This is a genomic window from Pseudanabaena sp. lw0831, from assembly GCF_016584665.1.
Taxonomy (GTDB): Bacteria; Cyanobacteriota; Cyanobacteriia; order Pseudanabaenales; family Pseudanabaenaceae; genus Pseudanabaena.
This window is the reverse complement of sequence record NZ_BBJB01000055.1, coordinates 37,699-58,933: the sequence shown is the minus strand read 5'-3', so window position 1 is coordinate 58,933 and position 21,235 is coordinate 37,699. Positions and strand designations below refer to the sequence as shown.

The window sequence follows — 21,235 nt, the reverse complement described above, 5'->3', positions numbered from 1 at the left end:
AAGGATTAGCCATTGAGAAAAGCGGCAAAAGATGGACAAGTAAAGGACAACAGCCCAAGACCTATCAAACGCCCTATGGCAGCATAGAAATTAATCGCCATATTTATCAAACCAGTACAGGAGGAGAAACATACTGCCCATTAGAAGTAGATTCAAGGATCATCATCACCTCGACCCCAAGATTTGCTAAGCAGATAAGTCACAAATATGCGGAAATGAGTAGCGTAAGATTACTCGAAGACTTACGAGAAAATCATGGACGGGAAGTAAATCGCGCGTTTGTGCAAATACTTGCCGAAGCAGTTGGTAACATCGCGAGCATCAAAGAGGAAGACTGGACTTATCAAACCCCAAGACTAGAGGTCGAAATTCCGACAGTGAGCATCGGATTAGATGGTACTTGTATGTTGATGTGTGGTGAAGGATTTCGGCAAGCAATGGTGGGGACGATCAGCTTGTATGATCGCGAAGGAGAACGGCAGCATACGACTTATATAGCTGCGTCCCCAGAATATGGACGAGAAATATTTCTCGCAAGACTAAGACGAGAAGTTGAGCAGAGCAAGCGATTATATCCAAATGCTCATTATCAAGGTTTAGCGGATGGTGCTCCAGAAAACTGGACATTTCTCAATAGCGTAACCGCAACGCAGATATTGGACTTTTACCATGCAACGCAATATTTAGACAAATTCGCTAAAGCAATTCATCCCCGTAGCGTCGAGAGCCAAAAAGCTTGGATGGATACGCACTGCCACAAACTTAAGCATGATGCAGGATTTGCTAAAGTTTTACTTGCCGAGATGGAAATTATCCAACCGAAACGAGTTTCTAAATCTGTTCTCGAAGGATTCCAAGATGCTATTACTTATTTTCGCAATCATCATCACCAAATGCATTATGTTGAAGCTATGGCTGCTAACTTACCCATTGGTTCGGGGATCACCGAGGCAGCCTGTAAAGTAATTATCAAAGCTCGATTGTGCTGCTCTGGTATGAAATGGAAAGACAAGGGCGCTTCTATCGTTTTGAGTCTTAGATCTTTGAGCTATACCAACAGTCGATGGCAGCAATTCTGGGATAAAATCAATCGCTATGGCTTCTCTCTCTAAATTAGTACATCAAATTCTGGTCACACCCCCATGGTATTAGTTACGCGAATCTTACCCATCGATTCTCTCCTGACAGTTTTCCACTAAATGGGAAATAGAAGTTCTCGAATCATAGTTGTCCTAGTGGGGAACGTCGGCACATAAAACTTTATTGGGGCAAGGGTTTTACTTGTTTCTGTTGTTTTTTTCTTGCACTTTATCAGTTTTTGCGATCCTTGAATATCCATAAATTAAACTGTTTCTTGCTTTTTTAGCAAGCCCTACTTATATGTGATTGTCAGGCTGTCTAAGGAATACAGGAAAATAGATAAATGACTTGCTGGTAAAGGCTTTTAGGCTTTCATTGCGATCTCTAGGTAAGTTTTTCACCTATTTGGGTGAGGTTGACCGCTTATCCACCTGTAACTAAGTAAACCACATCAGCGATCGCGCTAATTTTGCCACTGAGATTACTGAGGAGATCGTCAAGAATTCTCAACTCATAGTAATAACGATCGCTTTAGGTTCGCCAAGTGATGATGGTTGTGCAAAAGCTATTAGATCAAAGTTAGGGTAGTCTTTCGCCAATTTGTGTGAGATTAACTGCATATCCACCTGTAACCAGATAGACGGCATCAGCGATCGCACCAATCTTACGACTCAGCCCACCAAGGCGATCGCGAAATATTCTTCCCAATTTATACTCAGGCACAAGTCCCCAACCCACTTCTTCCGCGACAAAAGTTATATCGACTGCACAGGATTGAATTGCTTGCAAGAGTTCTATTTCTATTTTGCTCCAAGCTAGTTCATCCTCTTTCAAAAGATTCGATAACCAAGTACCAAGAGAATCTACAAGAATATAATAATTACCTTTAATCTCTAAAATGCTTTTTGCTAAGGTAATTGGAACTTCTAATGTTTGCCAATTCTCAGGACGGCGATCGCAATGTTTTTGTAGTCGAGATTCCCATTCCGCGTCATCAGGATAACGAGTTGCGGTGGCGATATAAATTACATTCTTTTGCGATCGCATGGCTAAATGTTCGGCCCATTCACTTTTGCCTGAGCGAGTTGCGCCCGTTACTAAACTAATCATAATTGCTACCATCAACAGCCCGTTGCTATACTATTACGATATCGCTCATCGTAGGAATCCATCATGACTCAAGCGATCGTTGGTACACCTGAAACCTCTAATAATCTCATTGTCACTGAAGTGTTACGCTCTAAGCCAGAAGCGCAACTTTTGTGGACTAGTGCTGACCTAGAACTACTGCCCGACAACGGCAATCGGTATGAAATTATTAATGGAGAACTTTACGTGACTAGAGCGCCTCACAATAAGCACCAAGATACTTGTGGCAATTTTCATTATGAGCTTAAATGTTGGTCAAAAATATCGGGATTAGGATATACAGTAATTGGTGCAGGACTAATCTTTGGGGAAAATGATGATTTTATTCCAGACGTGATCTGGATGAGTAAAGAGAAATATGTTGCTTTAATCGATGATACAGGACATTTTCATGGTGCGCCTGATCTTGTAATTGAAGTGTTATCGGCGGGGACTGACAATGAAAAGCGAGATCGCGAAGTTAAGTTAAAGCTCTATTCAAATCAGGGCGTATTAGAATATTGGATTGCGGATTGGCGAGCCAAGCAAATTCAAGTTTATCGCCGCGAAAATGGCGTTCTTAGGCTAGCGATGACTCTATTTGCTAGCGATACGCTTACTTCACCTTTGTTACCAGAGTTTTCTTGTTCAATAGCACAGATTTTTGAGTAGTGCTAACGCCTCAACTCTACCAAGACCGAGCCTTACCTTAAACAAATTTCATCAGGACGCGATCGGCGTTAAACCACCATGGTTACTCAACTTGCCAAAAAGACCTACACCGTTGAAGAATACCTAGAACTAGAGCTAGCTTCGGAAACTCGCAGTGAATATCGTAATGGAGAAATTATTCCGATGACTGGTGGAACCCCAAACCATAATGATATTTCTGGGAATGCCTACATATTATTGAAGGCACTTTTAAAAACAAAAGAATATCGTGTGTTTCATGTTGATCAACGTCTCTGGATTCCATCTTTAAAACAATACGCATATCCTGATGTGATGGTTGCGCCTAAGCCTCTGGAAATGCAAACTGGACGCAAAGATACGATTACTAATCCTTGCTTTATCGCGGAGGTGTTATCTAGATCCACCCAAAACTATGATCGCAGTGAAAAATTTGCCAATTATCGCACCATTGATACTTTTCAGGAATATCTCTTAATCGATCAATACCATATCCATGTTGAGCATCATGTTAAAACCGCCGTCAATCAATGGTTATTCTCAGAATACGATGATCCAAACGTTACGATTTCTTTGCAATTCTTGGATTTGCCAATCCAAATAGCCGATCTTTACGACAATATTGAGTTTATTTAATTCAAAACCCCAAAGATAAGTGGCGGCGCTAAGCGCCGCCACTTATCTTTGGGGTTTTGTGTCCTAAAAAAATTTGCATTGCTATACGATCCTAAATAGTTGATTTTTATAGTCCAGCTTATCTCTAGCTATAAGGACTAGCTTTACAATGCTATGATCTCAACACGCTAGGAGTGTCTAGAACTAACTAGACTGAGAGCAGATCCTTAGAACCTGAACCGATTGACATCGGCGTAGGAAAGCACATTATTTGAGGAAATTTACATGACAGTTGGTTTGAAACTCCCCTCTGCACCTACAAGGCGCGGAGAATATCGCGGTACGCAAATGCATTGTGCTCGCCAAGGCATCATCACCGAAGAGATGCAGTATGTGGCATGGCGTGAAAATCTGCCCGTCGAGCTGGTACGCGCTGAAGTCGCAAGAGGTCGGGCCATCATTCCCTCCAACAAGAATCACACAAATCTTGAACCAATGGGAATTGGCATTGCCTTCCGATGCAAGGTCAACGCCAACATCGGTGCATCACCCAACTCTTCTAACATTGACGAAGAAGTTGAGAAGTTACATTTATCAGTCAAATATGGTGCTGATACCGTTATGGACTTGTCCACAGGTGGAGGTGATCTCGATGTGATTCGGACGGCGATTATCAAGGCTTCACCTGTTCCCATCGGCACGGTTCCCATTTACCAAGCACTCGAAAGCGTGCATGGCACAATGGAAAACCTCACACCTGATGACTTCTTACACATTATTGAGAAGCACGCCGAGCAAGGTGTAGACTATCAAACCATCCATGCAGGGATTTTGATTCAGCATCTACCTCTTGTCAAGAACCGTCTCACAGGGATTGTTTCCCGTGGTGGTGGAATTTTGGCGCGTTGGATGTTGCACCATCACAAACAAAATCCTCTTTACACCCATTTCGATGACATCATCGAAATCTTTAAGAAGCATGATGTATCCTTCAGCCTTGGGGACTCGCTGCGCCCAGGTTGCTTGCATGATGCCTCTGATGAAGCTCAACTTGCAGAACTAAAAACCCTCGGTCAGCTAACTCGCCGTGCTTGGGAACATGATATTCAAGTCATGGTCGAAGGTCCTGGTCATGTGCCAATGGATCAGATCGAGTTCAATGTTCGCAAGCAAATGGAAGAATGCTCTGAAGCTCCTTTCTATGTGCTTGGGCCTTTGGTGACGGATATTGCCCCTGGGTACGATCACATTACTTCCGCGATCGGGGCAGCGATGGCTGGTTGGTATGGTACTGCCATGCTTTGTTATGTCACACCGAAGGAACACCTCGGCTTGCCAAACGCTGAAGATGTGCGTAATGGCTTGATTGCCTACAAAATCGCGGCTCATGCTGCGGATATTGCCCGTCATCGTCCTAATGCACGCGATCGCGATGATGAACTTTCCACTGCGCGTTACAACTTCGATTGGAACAAGCAGTTTGCGCTATCTCTCGATCCTGAACGTGCTAAGGAATATCATGACGAGACTTTGCCTGCGGATATCTATAAAACCGCAGAATTCTGCTCAATGTGTGGACCTAAGTTCTGTCCTATGCAAGAGAAAGTTGATGCTGAAGCAATTAGTGAACTTGAGAAGTTTCTTGCTAAAGAGCCTGTAACTTCAGCCTAATCAAAAGCTTAATCAAAAACATACAAAAAAAGGAGGTTCATCGCACCTCCTTTTTTTGTATGAAACAAAAGCAACTTACTGCTAGTCTAGTTAGACATGTTTGCTAGATATCTTGTTGGTGTCTCAATATGAATAAGTTTCCCTGTCCTAGTCTTATTAATGTAGCTTTTCTCTTGTCCCTCACTGTGCCCTCTGCTGCTTGGGCGCAGGCTGCTCAACAAAAGATTGTTTATGTATCCCCACAAGGTAACGATACACAGACCTATCGCACAATCACGGCTGCGATCGCCGCCAATCCCCAAGAAGGGACGATTTTTCAATTAAGTAATGGCACATATGGCCAAGCCACTGGTGAGAGTTTTCCGATTCGTCTTCCTAAAGGTGCGATCTTACGCGGTAATCCTAGCGCTAATGGAAATGGTGTGGTGATTAGCGGTGGTGGTCGCTTTGTCAGTCCCACTTTTGCGAGCCAAAATATTGCGATCGCAGCAGCAACTAATTCTCGCATTGAAGGCATTACAGTCACTAATAGCAATCCACGCGGCTATGGACTGTGGTTAGAATCCAGCCGTAATGTCATTATTGCTAACAATAGTTTTGTGAGTAGTACCCACGATGGCATCTTCCTCACAGGCAGTGCTAATGCTTACATTGGCAATAATCTATTTTCGAATAATAAAGGTAGTGGTATTTCGGCACTTGGAACAAGCACAGGGGAAATTCGCGATAACAAATTTGAGAATACAGGCTTTGGACTGTCGATTGGACAACAATCTCAAGTTCTTTTAGCGAATAATAATATCTCTCGGAATGTGGATGGAATTATTATTTCTAATACGGCTCAACCTACCTTGCGCGGCAATGCGATCTCTGATAATCAGCGCAATGGGCTAGTCGTTCTCAGTAGTTCCAATGGCTCTCCTCGCCCTGACCTTGGTACGACGGTTTCGTTAGGAAATAATACTTTCAGAAACAATCGTGAATTCGATATTAATAATGCTACGACTATTCCTTTAGTGGCAGTGGGCAATCAAATCAATCAATCGCGGGTAAAAGGATTACTGGATTTGCAAGCATCAAGTTCTCCAATCACCAATGCGATCGCTACTTCTATCACTCCAGTACCACTGCCATCGATTCCATCAACACCGAGCAATACAGGAACTACTGTTCCGATTCAATCTAATCCTCGTCCCACACCGACTACTGTATTCGTGCCAGCCAAGCCTCCTAGCAATGGGCAAGTATTACCCAGTCCTGTAGTTTCCACTAATCCTAGCGCTAATAACTCACCAACAACAATCATCATTGAGCGTGACTATAGCGCTCCAACGAATCCTCCTAGAGTTGCGGCTTTACCACCAGCTACCCTCGATCCTACTACAGGTAAGCCTTTCCAATATCGGGTGGTTGTGCCAGTTACTTCCACTGCCGTAACCCAACGGATAAAAACGGTTGTTCCCGATGCATTTCGCTTATCCCGTAGTGGTAGAACTGTGATGCAAGTGGGAGCCTATAGCGAGAACACCACGGCGAATCAACTAGTGCAAAAACTTGCCCAATCAGGTTTGAAAGCGGAAATCATTCCTTTTCGGTAGAAGAACAATGGACTTAATTAAGTCCATTGTTCTTCTTTCATTCAGTGCGATCGCTTAAGTTTGCAGGTTATTATTGGCGATCGCTTGCCGTTGTGATGGTAAAATTCCGCAATGTATCGATAACATCTGTAAGTTTTTAGCAGAGAGTTTTTCCGCAGACTTTGCCAGTTGGTTACTAGGCGAAGCCATTACCCTAACCAAACTCGAAGCCTCTGAACTCTCAGTCGAGCCAATTCGTGCCGACTCCGTGATATTTCTCGAATCAACTGAAATTATCCTTCACATTGAATTTCAGACCGAGCCAAATAAAAACATCCCATTCCGCATGGCAGATTATCGACTGCGGCTATATCGCAAATTCCCCGATAAACAAATCCATCAAGTCGTCATCTACCTCACCCCCAGCCAATCACCCTTAGTTCATGAAACCAAATTTAATATTGGTACACTCAATCATGAATTCAACGTCATCAGACTATGGGAACAACCAACAGAAATATTTCAGCAATATCAAGGGCTCTTCCCCTTCGCAACCCTATCTCAAACTAATGATCCCGCAGAAACCTTAAGACAAGTTGCTAATCAAATTGAAAATATCGAAGATAAGCAGGTACAAAGTAACGTTGCTGCATCGACCGCTATAATATCAGGTATAGCGCTGAATAAAGAAATCATCCAAAGATTGCTAAGGAGCGAAATCATGAAAGAATCAGTGATTTATCAAGAAATACTGTTAGAAGGCAAGGCTGAAGGCAAAGCTGAAGGTATCGCTGAAGGTGAGGCTAAGGGTTTAGCTAAAGCATCCAATCAAATTGCCCTAAATATGCTGCGTTCCAACATTGCTATAGACTTAGTCGTCCAATTTACAGGACTAACCCTAAAACAAGTCCAAAAGCTACAAAAGCTTTCCGCGAAACCATCAAAGATTCCGAAGTCATCAAAAATAAAGCGATTAGAAAAACCTTGATTGATACAGTGCTCAAACCCGAACCAAGAAACCTCTAAAAGTGTTGCAAAGCAACACTTTTAGAGGTTTCTTTAGGAATCAAGAGCGAGTGACCAATCTCATAGGGCACTAACGATAAAGTATCTTGAACTCACATCAATTAGCGACAGGTATCTCATAGGTCATGAAGTCGTAAGCAGGAATGGTATTCGCAAAAATCATTCTCGCTTCATTAACTAAATCTTCCAATAGAATTGGATTGCCAGGGGAATAGCGAGGACTAAAATGGGTCATGATCAGCTGCTTCACATTAGCCAATAGTGCCACCTGTGCTGCCATCGTGCTAGTGGAATGCAAACGCTGAAAAGCCATATCAGAATCTTGATGAGCAAAGGTGGACTCATGGATGAGTACATCAGCATTCTGAGCAAGTTCTACTGAACTATCGCAAAAAATTGTATCCGTGCAATAGGCAATCTTTCGGCCAATTTGAGGAACACCACAAAATTCTTTTCCATTAATTTTGCGCCCATCGGGAAGCGTAACGGTTTTACCCTGTTTCAGTTCGCCAAAAATGGGGCCGGGAGGAATATTCATGGAGATCGCTTTATCAACATCAAACTTACCAGCGCGATCGCGTTCTACTAAACGATAACCATGTGCCGTCACCTTATGTTTGAGCGGAGCCGCCATCATATAGAATTCTGAATCTTCACAAACTAGCCCTGCTTTGACCTTATGCACCTTGATCGAATAGGAGAGGCGCGTCTCGCTATAGCGCAGACAAGCATCGAGATAGTCCCCCAAACCTGATGGACCATAAATATCAATATGGCTAACATTCCCCGCCATGCCGCAACTTGCCAACAATCCTGGCAACCCAAAAATGTGATCGCCATGCATATGCGTGACGAAAATTTTCGTGATTTGGCTAATTTTGACATCACTTCGCAACAACTGGTGCTGGGTTGCCTCGCCACAATCGAGCAGCCAAACTTCGGCACGTTGAGGTAACCGTACCGCCACACTGGAGACATTGCGCCCGCGTGTAGGCACGCCCGAACTAGTACCGAGAAAGGTGATTTGCATATCTAGTCATCTACAAAAATCTCGATGCGGCGATTACCTTTACTATTACTTTCGCCAGCACTGCTAGCGAAAGGACGACTAGCACCATAGCCAACTACCATCCAATAATAGGTTTGTTCGCCGCGCAGTCTTGCTAAATATTCTCTAACTGCTGAGGCTCGTAAATAGGATAGAGTTAGCGCATCTCCTACATTGCTTACATCCATATGCCCGTTAATCCGTACCCTCTTGCCCTTTGCTAATGGCAATTGTGCCGCAACTTCATCTAGTAAGCGAAAACTTTCTGGACGAATGCTGGCTTTATTTGCCTCAAACAAAGCATCAGCAGAGAGGGTAAATTGCTGCTTTTTGTAATTTAAAAAGTTAAATGAAGGTTGCCATACTAAATCTGGACGCACAAAGGCGATCGCTAAACCAATACTTAGTCCCGCGATCGCACTCACGCCCAAAACCGCACTACGAATCAAAAAGGTGACAGCAGGACTGCCCGTTTGTCTCAAATCGCCAGACGGCTTACCCGAAGATTTACCTATTGACTTATCTGGAGTCGGTAAATTTTCCACAGTTATTTCTTCTTTGCTTTAGAACTAACAGTCGTATCGATCAGTTCTAACTCCGTTGCTCGAAACGACACAATCTTTTCCCAGTTACCGCCACCAAAAATTACGGCAACGCGCTCATCGGTCACCCGTTGTACTTGTCCTTGAAATCCGTAATAGGTATCACCTTCATTGATAACCCGCACCGCAGAACCCGGAAAAATGATTGGCTGCATATTCTCTCAAAACTCCTTACTATGCGTTTAACTAGGTTCATTCTATATCTTTTGCTGTCTCTCTGAGTATTTCGCCCGCCACTCAAATTTTTATCATAAAAAACAAAGATGAAAGGCGGCGCTCTGCGCCGCCTTTCATCTTTGTTTTTTTTAGCATTAGCGCTTCGAGTCATCTTGATTATCAGGTGAAGCCCATCCAAGCAGATTGGATAGCCAACCACGTTTTTGTGGTGGTGGAAGAGGTGCCTTTTTAGTAGTTGCAGGATTTGGCTTAGGTTCACTTTTAATATTGTTCTTAGTGGTATTAGTGTTAGTCTGGCTAAGAATTGGTTTACTAAGATCATTGATATGCTTTAGTGCCAATGGCTCCTTGGGATTAATCTGAAGCGATCGCTGGAAGCTAACTTTTGCCATTTGCTGCTGATTGATATTTTTATAAACCACACCGAGCATGGCATGACATTTACTATTGTTCTTATCCAGTTGGAGGATTTCGCGCAAATCCTTAAGAGCTGATTTCCAATCGCCCTGACTTATATAGATTTCACAGATTTTGAGGCGATCGCCGATCGCATTAGTATCACGCTCCTCAATTCTGGTTTGAATTATAGTTTCATCGGAGTCGGGTTTACGACTACTAGAAGGCTGGTAAATTGAGTATTGAGGGGGTGGGGATGCGTAACTAGTTTTTTGGGGTGGAGTGGGATAGTTTGCTGAATAAGGTTGTGGACTTTTGATGGGTGACATGGGCGAAAGTACTGGCGGCATGTTGTCTGCACCGTATTGGTAACCTTCTTTATAGAGAATGTAAACCAGATTTAGTTCACTAATTTGGGCTGTATATTCCAGAATAGTTTTGATCGATTGATACTGCACATTCGCGATCGCGGCAACTGATCGCTCGTACAGACCATCATTAGGAGTCATCATCAGTTCACAGGCGATCTTGGAATGAATTGGCACATTGCGCGATTTTTGCATTAAACGCTTTGCAAGCAGCTTAAATATCCCTTGATAAGCTCTACGCTCTTCCTCTTTCATTAGGACGTTATAGGCTGGGTTAACCAGTTTTGCTAGATATTGTGTGGCGATTTCTTTTTCTTCATCTGAAAATCCATACACATCAGGGTGCAATATACGAGCAATGCTCAAATAAACATGGCGAATGTAAAAGGGACTGCTGGTGATTGGCAAGCCCAAGGCTGCGTAGTAGTCATGATTGAACTGACTAATACCTCGATCAACGCGGATAAACTGGAGTTTTGGCTCCTTGGGCTGGTTCATGTTAGCTCGCTTTGCCCATATATAATGATGGTGGCGATTGAATTTATCTAAGTACTTATACTAATTCTCGAAAGTATGACTACATTTTCGACAATTAAAAAATAAACCCAGTAAGGGTTTTTAATTTTCAAAATGGCATTGCCGTTTTGAAAATTGGTATTATACCAATAAAATCAAATAATGTAGAGATCGAAGCTTCCGAATTTCAACGATTGGTAATTACAATTTCCTTTGTATAGTCGTGATAATGAAAATCGAATGATTTTCCATACTTTATGGCAACTGCCATAGGCTAACTAAATTAAGCCGAGTGGACAGCGCTCGGGTTTGCGAAACTCCCATTTTATGCAGCCACTCGTATCTAATTGTGGTGATGGTAAATCTTCAATAACTGGTGAGAGTCGAATCACAAAATCTATGAAATCAGACGAAGCATAGGCTTCATCACAATATCTTTTTCTGCGCATTGAATCTTCTTCAATTTCGCATCCAATCCATGCAGGGATGGGTGTATCAGGTCGAGTTCGCTCAAAATATGCTTTCAATGTTTCTGATTCAATCCCTTCAGTTGGTTTAAACAAAGAGGGATTAACAATTTGTCCCCATCCTGTCGAAAGATCTCCAGGTGCATAGGAATATACTTCGACTTGATATTCATTTGGCGGTACTTCCACGTAGCATTCTAAACAATCATCACTATCCGCGATCGCCTTTGCTTCTGGTATTTCATCACAATCAGTATCCCCAAGGACTCCTGAAACGATCATTTGCCCGCAGGATAAATCAAGTCGCCATCGAACTCGCGCTACCCATTCTTCGCGTTCTTGATCGTTTAGTTCTCCCATAACGACTCGGACATTGTAGCCATCATCTTGATAGAGATCCATCGCAAGAACAGCTTTCTGTTCAAGGATGGCTTCTTTTAATTTCTCTTGGTCGTTATTCCAAAGTAAGTTACAAAAGCCGTCATAATCTTGGCTGACAAAATCCTTTGCCCCAACCCAAATCATACAGCCTGCTTCCCAAAAGCCAAATTCAATGCGATCGCCCAAAGCAATTGTCTCAGACATAACACACCTTTCGCTGAATTAAACAAAAGTACCCAAAAGTTGCTTTTATGTAATTATAAAACACCTTTAGAACTAGGAATTGTACTGACGCGGCGTGGATCGACTTCTACTGCCATCCTTAAAGCACGAGCAAAAGCTTTAAAAGAAGCCTCGATAATATGATGAGAATTACCTTTTTCTAACAGTCTGACATGCAGTGTCATCTGAGCATGATTGACTACGGCTTGGTAAAATTCGCGAACTAATTCAGTGTCATAGGTTCCCACACGCTGATTGGGAATCACTAAGCCATAAACCAAATAGGGACGACCCGAAAAATCAAGGGCAACTTGCACGAGAGCTTCATCCAGAGGCGCAACAAAGTGCCCAAATCTAGCAATTCCTTTGCGATCGCCTAATGCTTGTCCGAGAGCTTGCCCTAAAACAATCCCCACATCTTCATTGGTGTGATGATCATCAATATGCAGGTCACCCGTAGCTTGAACATCGAGCTCGATTAATCCATGAGAGCAAATTTGATGCAGCATGTGATCGAGAAAGGGAATACCAGTGTTGATATTTCCTTTACCCGTGCCATCAAGATTCAGCGTCACAGTGACTTCGGTTTCGCCAGTTTTGCGGTGGACTTTGGCAATGCGAGGAGTATCGTAGGACATAGCAGAGCAGGATTAATACAGTTGATTTTAAGGTGTAAACCTTAAAATCAACTGTATCACAGACTCTGATAGGCTTAAACTAAAGCTCAAGCATCCTAATTGTTGGCAAACACACAATGAATAATTTACCGACAAAGCAAATTTGGCACATGCTGACGATCGATCAAGCGATCGCCGCTTTGGATACAAACCCAGAGTCGGGTTTAGAGTCGTGGCAGATCAGCGATCGCCAAGCTGCTTATGGACGCAATGAATTAAATGGCAAGTTGGGGCGTTCAAAGCTGAGCATTTTTGTCGATCAGTTTACTAACGTCATGCTGTTGATGCTGATTGGGGTGGCAGTTGTTTCGGCAGGTTTAGATTTGCGGGTGGGAAGCTTTCCAAAAGATGCGATCGCGATCGCGGCGATCGTTATTCTTAATGGCATTTTGGGTTATGTACAGGAGAGTCGTGCGGAGGAAGCCTTAGCAGCCCTAAAACGCATGGCGACTCCGAATGTGCGGGTATTGCGTGCGGGTAAAGTTGCTGAAATCCGATCGGCGGAACTGGTCGTTGGGGATATTGTGTTTGTTGATGCGGGGATGCAGATTGCAGCAGATGGGCGGTTAATAGAATCAGTAAAGCTGAAAGTGAGAGAAGGGGCCCTTACAGGTGAATCTCAGGGAGTGAATAAGTTTGCTGATCAGATATTTGATGAAGATGAATCTTTAGGCGATCGCTGCAATATGCTGTTTCAGGGCACTGAAGTATTACGGGGTCGGGGGATGATGTTAGTCACGGCAATCGGAATGCAGACAGAATTGGGAAAGATTGCCAATCTACTGCAAGATGTGGAACAAGAAGAAACTCCATTACAAAAACGGATGGGCGAACTTTCCCAAGCATTGGTGATTTCTTCTTTGGTGCTAGTGGCGATTGTGATTGCCGTAGGACTATGGCGCAATGGTGACTTTGTAAAGTTGCTAAATACATCCTTAAGCATGGCGGTTGCTGCTGTACCAGAGGGATTGCCTGCGGTGATTACAGTGACACTTGCCCTTGGCACGCAAAGAATGGTACGCCGTAAGGCTCTGATTCGCAAATTGCCTGCGGTGGAAACACTGGGTTCGGTGACAATGATTTGTTCCGATAAGACAGGAACATTGACCCAGAACAAAATGGTGGCGGAAAATATTTTCACCACAAATTATGCAGCTCAAATCAGTGGAACTGGCTATGAACCAATTGGCGAATTTGCCCTCTCTCGACTAGCAGGAGATATGCTAGCTAGCGATCTCAATATTTATCAATGTGCAGAATTACAGATTTTACTAGCAGCAAGCGTAATTTGTAATGATTCCTATTTACAAAAAAGAACCGTTGAACAAATAAGCGATCGCCCATCACCACGAGGCAAAAAAGACTTAAGCCCCTTACCTATTCGCTCACCAGAATCACTATGGAAAATCATTGGTGATCCTACCGAAGGAGCGCTCTTAACTTTGGCTGGGAAAGCGAATTTTTGGCAGACACACTTTACGCAATATTTCTCTAGAGTTGCCGAGATTCCCTTTACGCCTGAGCGGAAACTGATGAGTGCGATCGCAGCCATCAAAGATATTGATGCTGAAGATACACCTGAAACTATACGAATGATTGCCGCTTTATTGCCCAACAAACCTTACTTTCTATTTTGCAAAGGTTCACCTGAGTTGGTTTTGAGCCAATGCGATCGCATTCAAATAGATAAACAAATCGGTTTAATTACAACGTCCTATAAAACATCTGTTAATATCCAAAATACTTTGCTAGCCTCTAAAGGAATGCGTGTATTAGGATTTGCCTATCTGCCCCTAGAAAAATTACCAACAGAAGATGAACTTGCAGATATAGAGAAGAATCTCGTTTGGCTGGGACTAGCGGGCATTCGTGATGCTCTAAGAATGGAAGCGGCGGCGGCCGTGCAAATCAGTCGTCGGGCAGGAATTCATACGACGATGATTACAGGCGATCATCAACTGACAGCTCAAGCGATCGCTCGCGACCTAAATATTTTTTATCCAGACAGCGATCGCGTATTAACTGGGCAAGAAATTGAACTAATGGATGACAATGAACTAACAGCGATCGCGCAACAAACTGCTGTCTATGCAAGAGTTTCACCTGAGCATAAACTGCGGATCGTGCAAGCACTGCAACGAAGCGGTGAAATAGTTGCTATGACAGGCGATGGGGTGAATGATGCGCCTGCCCTAAAACAAGCAAACATTGGCATTGCCATGGGAATTACGGGAACAGATGTTTCTAAAGAGGCAAGCGACATGATCTTGCTGGATGATAACTACGCGACGATTGTGGCAGCAACCGAGGAAGGACGGACGGTTTACGCAAATATTCGCCGCTTTATTAAATATATTCTTGGTAGTAATGTCGGTGAAGTAATTGCGATCGCCTCCACTCCATTTCTGGGCTTTGGCGCAGTTCCGCTTACACCTTTACAGATTTTGTGGATGAATCTAGTTACCGATGGCGTGCCGGCCCTAGCGCTTGCAGTAGAACCTGCTGAAGCCGATGTCATGGAACGCCCTCCTTTTCATCCCCAAGAGAATATTTTTGCAAGGGGTCTAGGTTGGTATATTCTGCGAATCGGTGTTATCTTCGGTGTACAAACAATCGCCTTAATGGAACTCGTCTATAATTCTGGTAATCCCTCATGGCACGAACATTGGAAGACGATTACATTTACGACACTCTGCATTGCTCAAATGGGTCATGCACTAGCCTGTCGTTCTGATTCCAAACTAATCATTGAGTTAAGTCCGATCTCTAATCCTTATCTATTGGTTTCCGTAATTTTTACCACGGTTTTACAACTTGCTTTGCTCTATGTGCCATCCCTACGACAATTTTTTGGCACTGATGCTCTTTCTGCTTCAGAGCTAGGCTTATGCTTTGGATTCAGTATGCTATTAGTTTTGTGGGTAGAATTAGAGAAGATTTTCTCAAGGTGGTGGAGCAAATCTCATCCTTCAAAATCCCCTGTAAAACCTCAGCCCTAAGCCAATGAAAAGAAAATTTCCTTGGTTGCGATCGCTACTTGTCTTAGGCTGCTTTGGCCTAGTAATTTCGTTTGTCATTCCCTTACTCGATCGGATTATTCAAATATATCAACTCGTGGCAGCCTCTTCGCCGATTTTAGGTGGCTTTGTCGTCTTCTTAGTGATGGGATTATTAGCAGGATTATTCTTTGTCATCTGGCGATATTTGCGCCTATTTCAATCCGAACCATCTAAACCTCGTCCCATTCCTGAAGCACCTACCGACAAGATCGAAGCGGCTCAAGACAGCCTCGAAGCCTTAGAGCGACAGGTCGAGCAAATCCAAGATGAGGTAACGCGCCGATCGCTATCTGAGCAAACCGAACAACTCAAAAAGAACTTCATCCGTCAAGAATTGCGCGTGGTCGTTTTTGGAGTTGGTTCCGCAGGTAAAACTTCATTAGTAAATGGATTGCTTGATCTATCGCTTCAAGATGTCACCGGCAAAGGCGAAGTCGGCGCGACCATGGGAACTACGCAACTGGGCAAAGTCTATACACCTGTGAGATTTCAGGGTCTAGAAGTGCCGATTCAATTTACTGATTGCCCAGGGATATTAGAAGCTAGTGCATTGGGTAGCGATCGCGAAAAGGAGGCGCGAAAAATTGCGACAGAAGCAGATTTGATTGTGTTTGTTGTGGATGATGATTTACGGAGTTCGGAATTTGAAGTTCTCAAAGCCTTGACTGACATCGGCAAGCGCACAATTCTTGCTTTCAATAAAATTGATCGCCTAACTAAAAGCGATCGCGAAATTATTCAAACTAGTTTGCGATCGCGAGTACTAGATTTTATCGCCCCCGAAGATGTAGTTGCGATCGCTGCAAGTCCTGCGGCAATTACCCTCGAAACTGGTGAATTTGTCACTCCCAAACCCAAAGTTCAACCACTTTTAGTAAGAACTCTCGATATTCTCAGTTATGAAGGCGATGAACTGGTGGCGGATAATGTGTTATTGCGATCGCAACGCCTCACGGAAGCAACTCGCGAAGCACTCTCGCAACAACAACAAACAGAAGCCGAAAAAGTAGTTGAGAAGTTCCAATGGTTAGTGGTTGGTGTAGTTTTCGCTACGCCTTTACCTGTAGTGGATCTTCTGGCTACAGCCGCAATTAATGCCCAAATGGTTATAGAAATTGGTAAGGTCTATGGCTGCGAAATCAATATTGATCGTGGTAAAGAATTAGCCAATTCGCTTACCCGTACTTTAGTTAGTCTCGGCATAGTCAAAGGCATAGTCCAAATCATCACCACATTAATTTCCGTAACTGTAGTCGGGCTAGTTCTCAAAGCAACAGTTCAATCAGTTACAGCCGCCTATCTCACGCGCATTGCAGGCAAGAGTTTTATCGAATATTTTAGTCGCGATCGCGATTGGGGAGATGGTGGTATTGCCGAGGTCGTACAGCGTCAGTTTCAACTAAATCGCCGTGATGAGTTTCTCAAAGTTTTTGTCCAAGATGCTGTTAATCGAGTGATGGTTTTAATCAAACAATCGTAGATACAACGCAAAGCGTTGTATCTACGATTGTTTGCGTTAATTTAGCTTAGGACAACTGGCGGCAGCAAAACTTGCGGTGGGACATTGTTGCTTTAAACATGGCTGGTTATGGTCAGGATCGGCTTCTGGAGCGAGAGGAATTTGACCAAAAATCATTTTGCAACTGAGATCTTCAAAGTTTGGGGTCATGGTGAGTGGAATCCCAAACTTCTCAGTAAAAAATTCTTGAGTAGGAACTTTACACATATTGACACACATGCCAACACAGCCACTATCGACCAGATAACGACATTTTTTAATATACACAGCAGAAGGCTGCGATCGCACTGTGCCATCTTCCAGATTTATCTCAGCTTCCTCGACCTCACAAGGTCCTACTAACCACCCAAACAGTTTGGCTGCAAACCATGCATTAAGAACGCATACTAGCCTTGTAGGAGAGGTAAATGTCCGAATTGCCCAGAGCGCTGGTGATGGCACTAAAGATTGCAGTACTTTTGCCACAATTACTTGCTGTTCTCTAGCATTACGCCCCTGCATAATTTGTTTTGACAAATCGACAAAGCCATCATAGCCGCCGATTTCAGTTCCCTTGCCCAGAGCCTGCGTCATCTTGTAGGAAAATAGCCAGATAAACATGCGATCAACTAAATTGTCCTTGTATTCATCTTTAGCAATAGTTTGTAGGGCTTTAGGCTGCATAGATTCCTTTAAATCAGACGACCAAGATTTTCTATAACGATCTTAACTTAATTTGCAATCATGCAGGGCTCTACGCTTAAACCCAAAGTAATAAATTTTTTAAAATGGCTGCTTTTCAGCAATTTTAAAAAATTTATTGTGGTTCATTTGCTCGAAAATTGCTGTAACTATACAAGTTGCACCACAGGGATATCTACTAATAAATTCTGCTTGGTTAACAGATCTAGAACTGTAATCCGTAATGTGCGCTTTTCGTCAACTTGGAAGAAAACCTTGATGCGATCGCTGCCTGTTTGACCTAGTGGTTCAAGCTTCGCGATCGCCTTGCTATTCTCATTGAGAATCTGTGCTGCTACTTGTTTCCCATCTAAAACACGGGTGACGAGTCTGTCATCTTCAAAATAAACTTCTACGTTGGTTTCACCCAACTCGCCAATAACTAACTCAATGCTAGGCTGATCGGCAACAGATGCACCGAGTGTGAGTTCTACTGGTTTGAGTAATGGATAGGTCTCACCCGATTTAATAATTGTATGCCAGTTATGTTTTTTGTAACGCTTGTCCCAAAAGCGCACACCATAGCTGTGATAGAGAAAGTCCTTTAATTCCCATCCCTGTGAAACTGCTCCATGGGAGATCGCCTCAAAGGGTTTATTTGCTTTTACTTTCTCGGCAGGAAAATGTCGCAAAGCCCATTCCTTGACAGCAGGAATCTGCGATGTACCGCCTACCAAGAGAATTGCATCTATTTGATCTAAGTCAATATTTTGGCGAGTTGCTTGTTGGCGAATGCGATCGAGAGCACTATCGAGATTAACAAAAAATTTATGCTGTTCGAGGATTTGATTTAGCTGCGATCGCGTCAAAGTTAATTCATAGGATTCAAAGGTTTGGTCATTAAAATAAACCTCAGTTGATGATTCAGCGTTAGAAAGGGCGATCTTAATTCGTTCCGCCAAGCGATTTACTAGTGAGTTCTTTGGCAAGCCTAAAGAGGAATGGAAGTAATCAATGATCCAATTATCAATATCAATACCACCAAGATTTTGTCCAGTTTTAGCGAGGACTTTAGCGGTTTGTGAACTTTGATTATTAGTTAAAGGTTTATTCTTAACTGTGCGATCGCCCCATTTTAATAAGAAACCTAAAGGTGTTTTGGGTTGGGTAGATTCCGTTTGTAGTTGTGCAAAAGATAATTTCACTAAAGATAAATCTAACGTGCCACCGCCAAAATCTACCACTAAAATGGTTTCATCACCAACCTTAAGTCCATAGCCCAAAGCAGCCGCAGTAGGCTCATCTAGGATTCGCACCTGATTTACGGCTAGATTCTCGCAAACTTCGCCGAGCCAATTACGATAGGACTCAAAGCTATCAACAGGAACTGTAAAAATCAGTGAGTCAACATCGGGTAAGCGATCAATAATTCTTTTTAAGAACCATTCTCCCACTAGTTCAAATTCTATTTCGCGCCCATCCACTTCTGGCACAAACATAGACACATTGGAACCGATCGCCCTTTTAAAAGCTTTAAAAAATCGCTGCTCACCTCTATTATTTTTGTTGTCTAAACCGCGATCGCATACCTCTTGACCAATTAGCACCTGCTCTTTGGCAGCATCTTGTACGTATACAAAGCTAGGAATCAATGGCGGATTGTCAGCAATGAGGCTGCTATAGTCAGATATGTTGACGGTCTCAGGTTCCCCATTTTCACTAATTCTCGCAACAACAGTATTACTAGTCCCGAAATCGATCGCATACTCCATTATCTTTTTATTTTAATCTGGCAAATAATCTATATCTAAAACTTGTTCTGATGTAAATTGGCTAATTTCAGGAAAATCCGATATGGGTAATCCCGTCTCGATAGATGCCATTTTTCTAGCAGTTTGATAGCACTCTAGAAATACTTCTTGATAGTATCGTTGCAGACTAGGACTGCGTTTAAAAGCTTTTTTTAAACGGTTGCGATGTTCAAATATGGTTGATAGCCAACTGCGCGATCGCAACTGTGGCTGATAGCAATATTTTAATAAATGCATCAAAATTATTTCTAAATTACTTTCAAGCGCATCTCTTTGACTCCCACTCATATCATCAAGTTCTTCTAATAGATTAGGAATATCAATTTCATGCAATCTACCTTCTCGCAAAAGCTGCATCATCAACTCAACCCACAAACAATAGTCACGATTATAGATATCACTATTTTCTGTGGGTAATGTTTGTAAGACTGCATCGGCGAATGTAAGGCTCATGGCTGGCGCTCCTGTGTTTACTTATGTCTAAGTACCTTGGCTTAATAAAAATCAAAACCCAAAAAGCTGATTTGCCCGCGAAGCGGGCAAATCAGCTTTTTGGGTTTTATATTTAATTGTGCCTACCTACTTAGTATAGTTGAAGGATTGGCTAGGATCTAATTCGCATACTGATATCTAGCCAATGCGATCGCGTCACCATTGCCGAAGTAGAAATATAATCTACACCTAGATTTGCAACTTGAGCTATGGTATTGAGCGTAATATTGCCAGAAGCTTCAATTTTTGTGTGTGGGCTATTTTGGCGGATGATGGCGATCGCCTCACGCATCATTTCTAATGGCATATTATCGAGCATGATCACATCAAGATCTAGTTGCACTGCTTCCTTTACTTGAGAGATTGACTCAGTTTCTACTTCAATCGATGTGGTAAATGGAATATTTTCGCGTACTCGCAGTACTGCTTCTGTAATACCGCCAGCCGCCGCAATGTGATTATCCTTAAGCATCACCGCATCATCCAAGCCATAGCGATGATTGATCGCACCACTGATAAATGTGGCATATTTTTCTAAGATTCGCATTCCTGGAATAGTTTTGCGGGTGTCAACTAGATGCGCCTTCGTGCTACCGATCGCCTTGACATATTCCGCCGTAGAGCTAGCAATTCCCGATAATCGCATCACCAAATTGAGCGCAACCCTCTCACCCATCAGTAATGTGGCGAGACTGCCAGTAATTTCGGCGATGAGTTCACCTGATTTCACAGGTTTACCATCCTGCGCGATCGCTACGAAATTTACTGATTGATCTAGCAAATAAAATACTCTTGCCGCGATCGCTAATCCTGCGATCGCACCATCAGCTTTGGCAATCCATACAGCTTTGCCGATAGGAGAATTACCATCTGGGAATAAACCACTAGTGCTGCGATCGCCACGCCCGATATCTTCGCGTAACCAGTCTTCAATAATTGGATCTAAAACAATAAAAGGAGGAAGCATTATTTAGATATTTTTAAATGATTGAAATAGATTGAAAGTTCTAAGAGATCTCCCTCAATCCCCCTTGTAAAGGGGGAAGAATATAA

19 protein-coding genes and 1 riboswitch are annotated in these 21,235 nt (G+C 43.0%); of the genes, 8 read left to right on the top strand and 11 right to left on the bottom strand.

Going from position 1 to position 21,235, the window contains the following annotated elements:
- Nucleotides 1-1,112: ISKra4 family transposase (locus APA_RS10260; RefSeq protein WP_201322185.1), on the top strand; the 1,112-nt coding region annotated here is incomplete at its 5' end.
- Nucleotides 1,113-1,659: 547 nt separating this feature from the next.
- Here the strand turns inward: APA_RS10260 and cobU are convergent.
- A complete protein-coding gene (cobU, locus tag APA_RS10255; protein ID WP_201322184.1) occupies nucleotides 1,660-2,190 on the bottom strand; it encodes a bifunctional adenosylcobinamide kinase/adenosylcobinamide-phosphate guanylyltransferase in 531 nt (176 codons plus the stop codon).
- 63 nt (nucleotides 2,191-2,253) lie between these two features.
- Between cobU and APA_RS10250 the strand changes: the two genes are divergently transcribed.
- From APA_RS10250 to APA_RS10230, 5 genes are all read left to right on the top strand, one after another.
- A complete protein-coding gene (locus tag APA_RS10250; RefSeq protein WP_201322183.1) occupies nucleotides 2,254-2,880 on the top strand; it encodes a Uma2 family endonuclease in 627 nt (208 codons plus the stop codon).
- Nucleotides 2,881-2,958: 78 nt separating this feature from the next.
- A complete protein-coding gene (locus tag APA_RS10245) occupies nucleotides 2,959-3,534 on the top strand; it encodes a Uma2 family endonuclease (RefSeq protein WP_201322182.1) in 576 nt (191 codons plus the stop codon).
- Nucleotides 3,535-3,693: 159 nt separating this feature from the next.
- A riboswitch (TPP riboswitch) is annotated at nucleotides 3,694-3,791 on the top strand.
- Between the two features lie 7 nt (nucleotides 3,792-3,798).
- Nucleotides 3,799-5,184, top strand: a complete 1,386-nt coding sequence (gene thiC / locus APA_RS10240; protein WP_201322181.1) for a phosphomethylpyrimidine synthase ThiC — start codon at nucleotides 3,799-3,801, stop codon at nucleotides 5,182-5,184.
- Nucleotides 5,185-5,312: 128 nt separating this feature from the next.
- Nucleotides 5,313-6,782 carry a DUF1565 domain-containing protein gene (locus tag APA_RS10235; protein ID WP_201322180.1) on the top strand — a complete coding sequence of 490 codons (1,470 nt, stop codon included), beginning with the start codon at nucleotides 5,313-5,315 and terminating at the stop codon, nucleotides 6,780-6,782.
- Between the two features lie 73 nt (nucleotides 6,783-6,855).
- Nucleotides 6,856-7,749 carry an Rpn family recombination-promoting nuclease/putative transposase gene (locus APA_RS10230; protein WP_236579494.1) on the top strand — a complete coding sequence of 298 codons (894 nt, stop codon included), beginning with the start codon at nucleotides 6,856-6,858 and terminating at the stop codon, nucleotides 7,747-7,749.
- Between the two features lie 135 nt (nucleotides 7,750-7,884).
- Here APA_RS10230 and APA_RS10225 read toward each other — a convergent pair whose 3' ends face one another.
- From APA_RS10225 to hisB, 6 genes are all read right to left on the bottom strand, one after another.
- On the bottom strand, nucleotides 7,885-8,817 hold the full coding sequence (locus APA_RS10225) for a ribonuclease Z (RefSeq protein ID WP_201322179.1): 933 nt from the start codon (nucleotides 8,815-8,817) through the stop codon (nucleotides 7,885-7,887).
- A gap of 2 nt (nucleotides 8,818-8,819) precedes the next feature.
- The gene (locus APA_RS10220) at nucleotides 8,820-9,380 is read right to left on the bottom strand and encodes an OmpA family protein (RefSeq protein WP_201322178.1); all 561 of its coding nucleotides are present in this window, start codon (nucleotides 9,378-9,380) and stop codon (nucleotides 8,820-8,822) included.
- Between the two features lie 2 nt (nucleotides 9,381-9,382).
- Complete coding sequence (locus APA_RS10215; RefSeq protein ID WP_374101353.1) at nucleotides 9,383-9,583, bottom strand: NAD(P)H dehydrogenase subunit NdhS; 201 nt, start codon at nucleotides 9,581-9,583, stop codon at nucleotides 9,383-9,385.
- A gap of 165 nt (nucleotides 9,584-9,748) precedes the next feature.
- Nucleotides 9,749-10,876, bottom strand: coding sequence for a J domain-containing protein (locus APA_RS10210; protein WP_201322176.1), 1,128 nt, complete (start codon nucleotides 10,874-10,876; stop codon nucleotides 9,749-9,751).
- Nucleotides 10,877-11,172: 296 nt separating this feature from the next.
- Nucleotides 11,173-11,946, bottom strand: coding sequence for a hypothetical protein (locus tag APA_RS10205; RefSeq protein WP_201322175.1), 774 nt, complete (start codon nucleotides 11,944-11,946; stop codon nucleotides 11,173-11,175).
- Nucleotides 11,947-11,999: 53 nt separating this feature from the next.
- Nucleotides 12,000-12,602: an imidazoleglycerol-phosphate dehydratase HisB gene (gene hisB, locus APA_RS10200; protein ID WP_201322174.1), complete on the bottom strand. Its 603-nt coding sequence runs from the start codon at nucleotides 12,600-12,602 to the stop codon at nucleotides 12,000-12,002.
- Between the two features lie 116 nt (nucleotides 12,603-12,718).
- Between hisB and APA_RS10195 the strand changes: the two genes are divergently transcribed.
- Together APA_RS10195 and APA_RS10190 are read left to right on the top strand one after the other, a co-directional pair.
- On the top strand, nucleotides 12,719-15,640 hold the full coding sequence (locus tag APA_RS10195; RefSeq protein WP_201322173.1) for a cation-translocating P-type ATPase: 2,922 nt from the start codon (nucleotides 12,719-12,721) through the stop codon (nucleotides 15,638-15,640).
- 4 nt (nucleotides 15,641-15,644) lie between these two features.
- The gene (locus APA_RS10190; protein ID WP_201322172.1) at nucleotides 15,645-17,180 is read left to right on the top strand and encodes a YcjF family protein; all 1,536 of its coding nucleotides are present in this window, start codon (nucleotides 15,645-15,647) and stop codon (nucleotides 17,178-17,180) included.
- Nucleotides 17,181-17,216: 36 nt separating this feature from the next.
- Here APA_RS10190 and APA_RS10185 read toward each other — a convergent pair whose 3' ends face one another.
- The 4 genes from APA_RS10185 to nadC form a co-directional block, all read right to left on the bottom strand.
- Complete coding sequence (locus APA_RS10185; protein ID WP_201322171.1) at nucleotides 17,217-17,882, bottom strand: DUF4033 domain-containing protein; 666 nt, start codon at nucleotides 17,880-17,882, stop codon at nucleotides 17,217-17,219.
- A gap of 167 nt (nucleotides 17,883-18,049) precedes the next feature.
- The gene (locus APA_RS10180; protein ID WP_201322170.1) at nucleotides 18,050-19,651 is read right to left on the bottom strand and encodes an Hsp70 family protein; all 1,602 of its coding nucleotides are present in this window, start codon (nucleotides 19,649-19,651) and stop codon (nucleotides 18,050-18,052) included.
- Nucleotides 19,652-19,663: 12 nt separating this feature from the next.
- On the bottom strand, nucleotides 19,664-20,143 hold the full coding sequence (locus tag APA_RS10175; protein ID WP_201322169.1) for a DUF29 domain-containing protein: 480 nt from the start codon (nucleotides 20,141-20,143) through the stop codon (nucleotides 19,664-19,666).
- A gap of 151 nt (nucleotides 20,144-20,294) precedes the next feature.
- Entirely contained in the window at nucleotides 20,295-21,149 is an 855-nt protein-coding gene (gene nadC / locus APA_RS10170; RefSeq protein ID WP_201322168.1) for a carboxylating nicotinate-nucleotide diphosphorylase, read from the bottom strand.
- Between the last annotated feature and the right edge of the window lie 86 nt (nucleotides 21,150-21,235).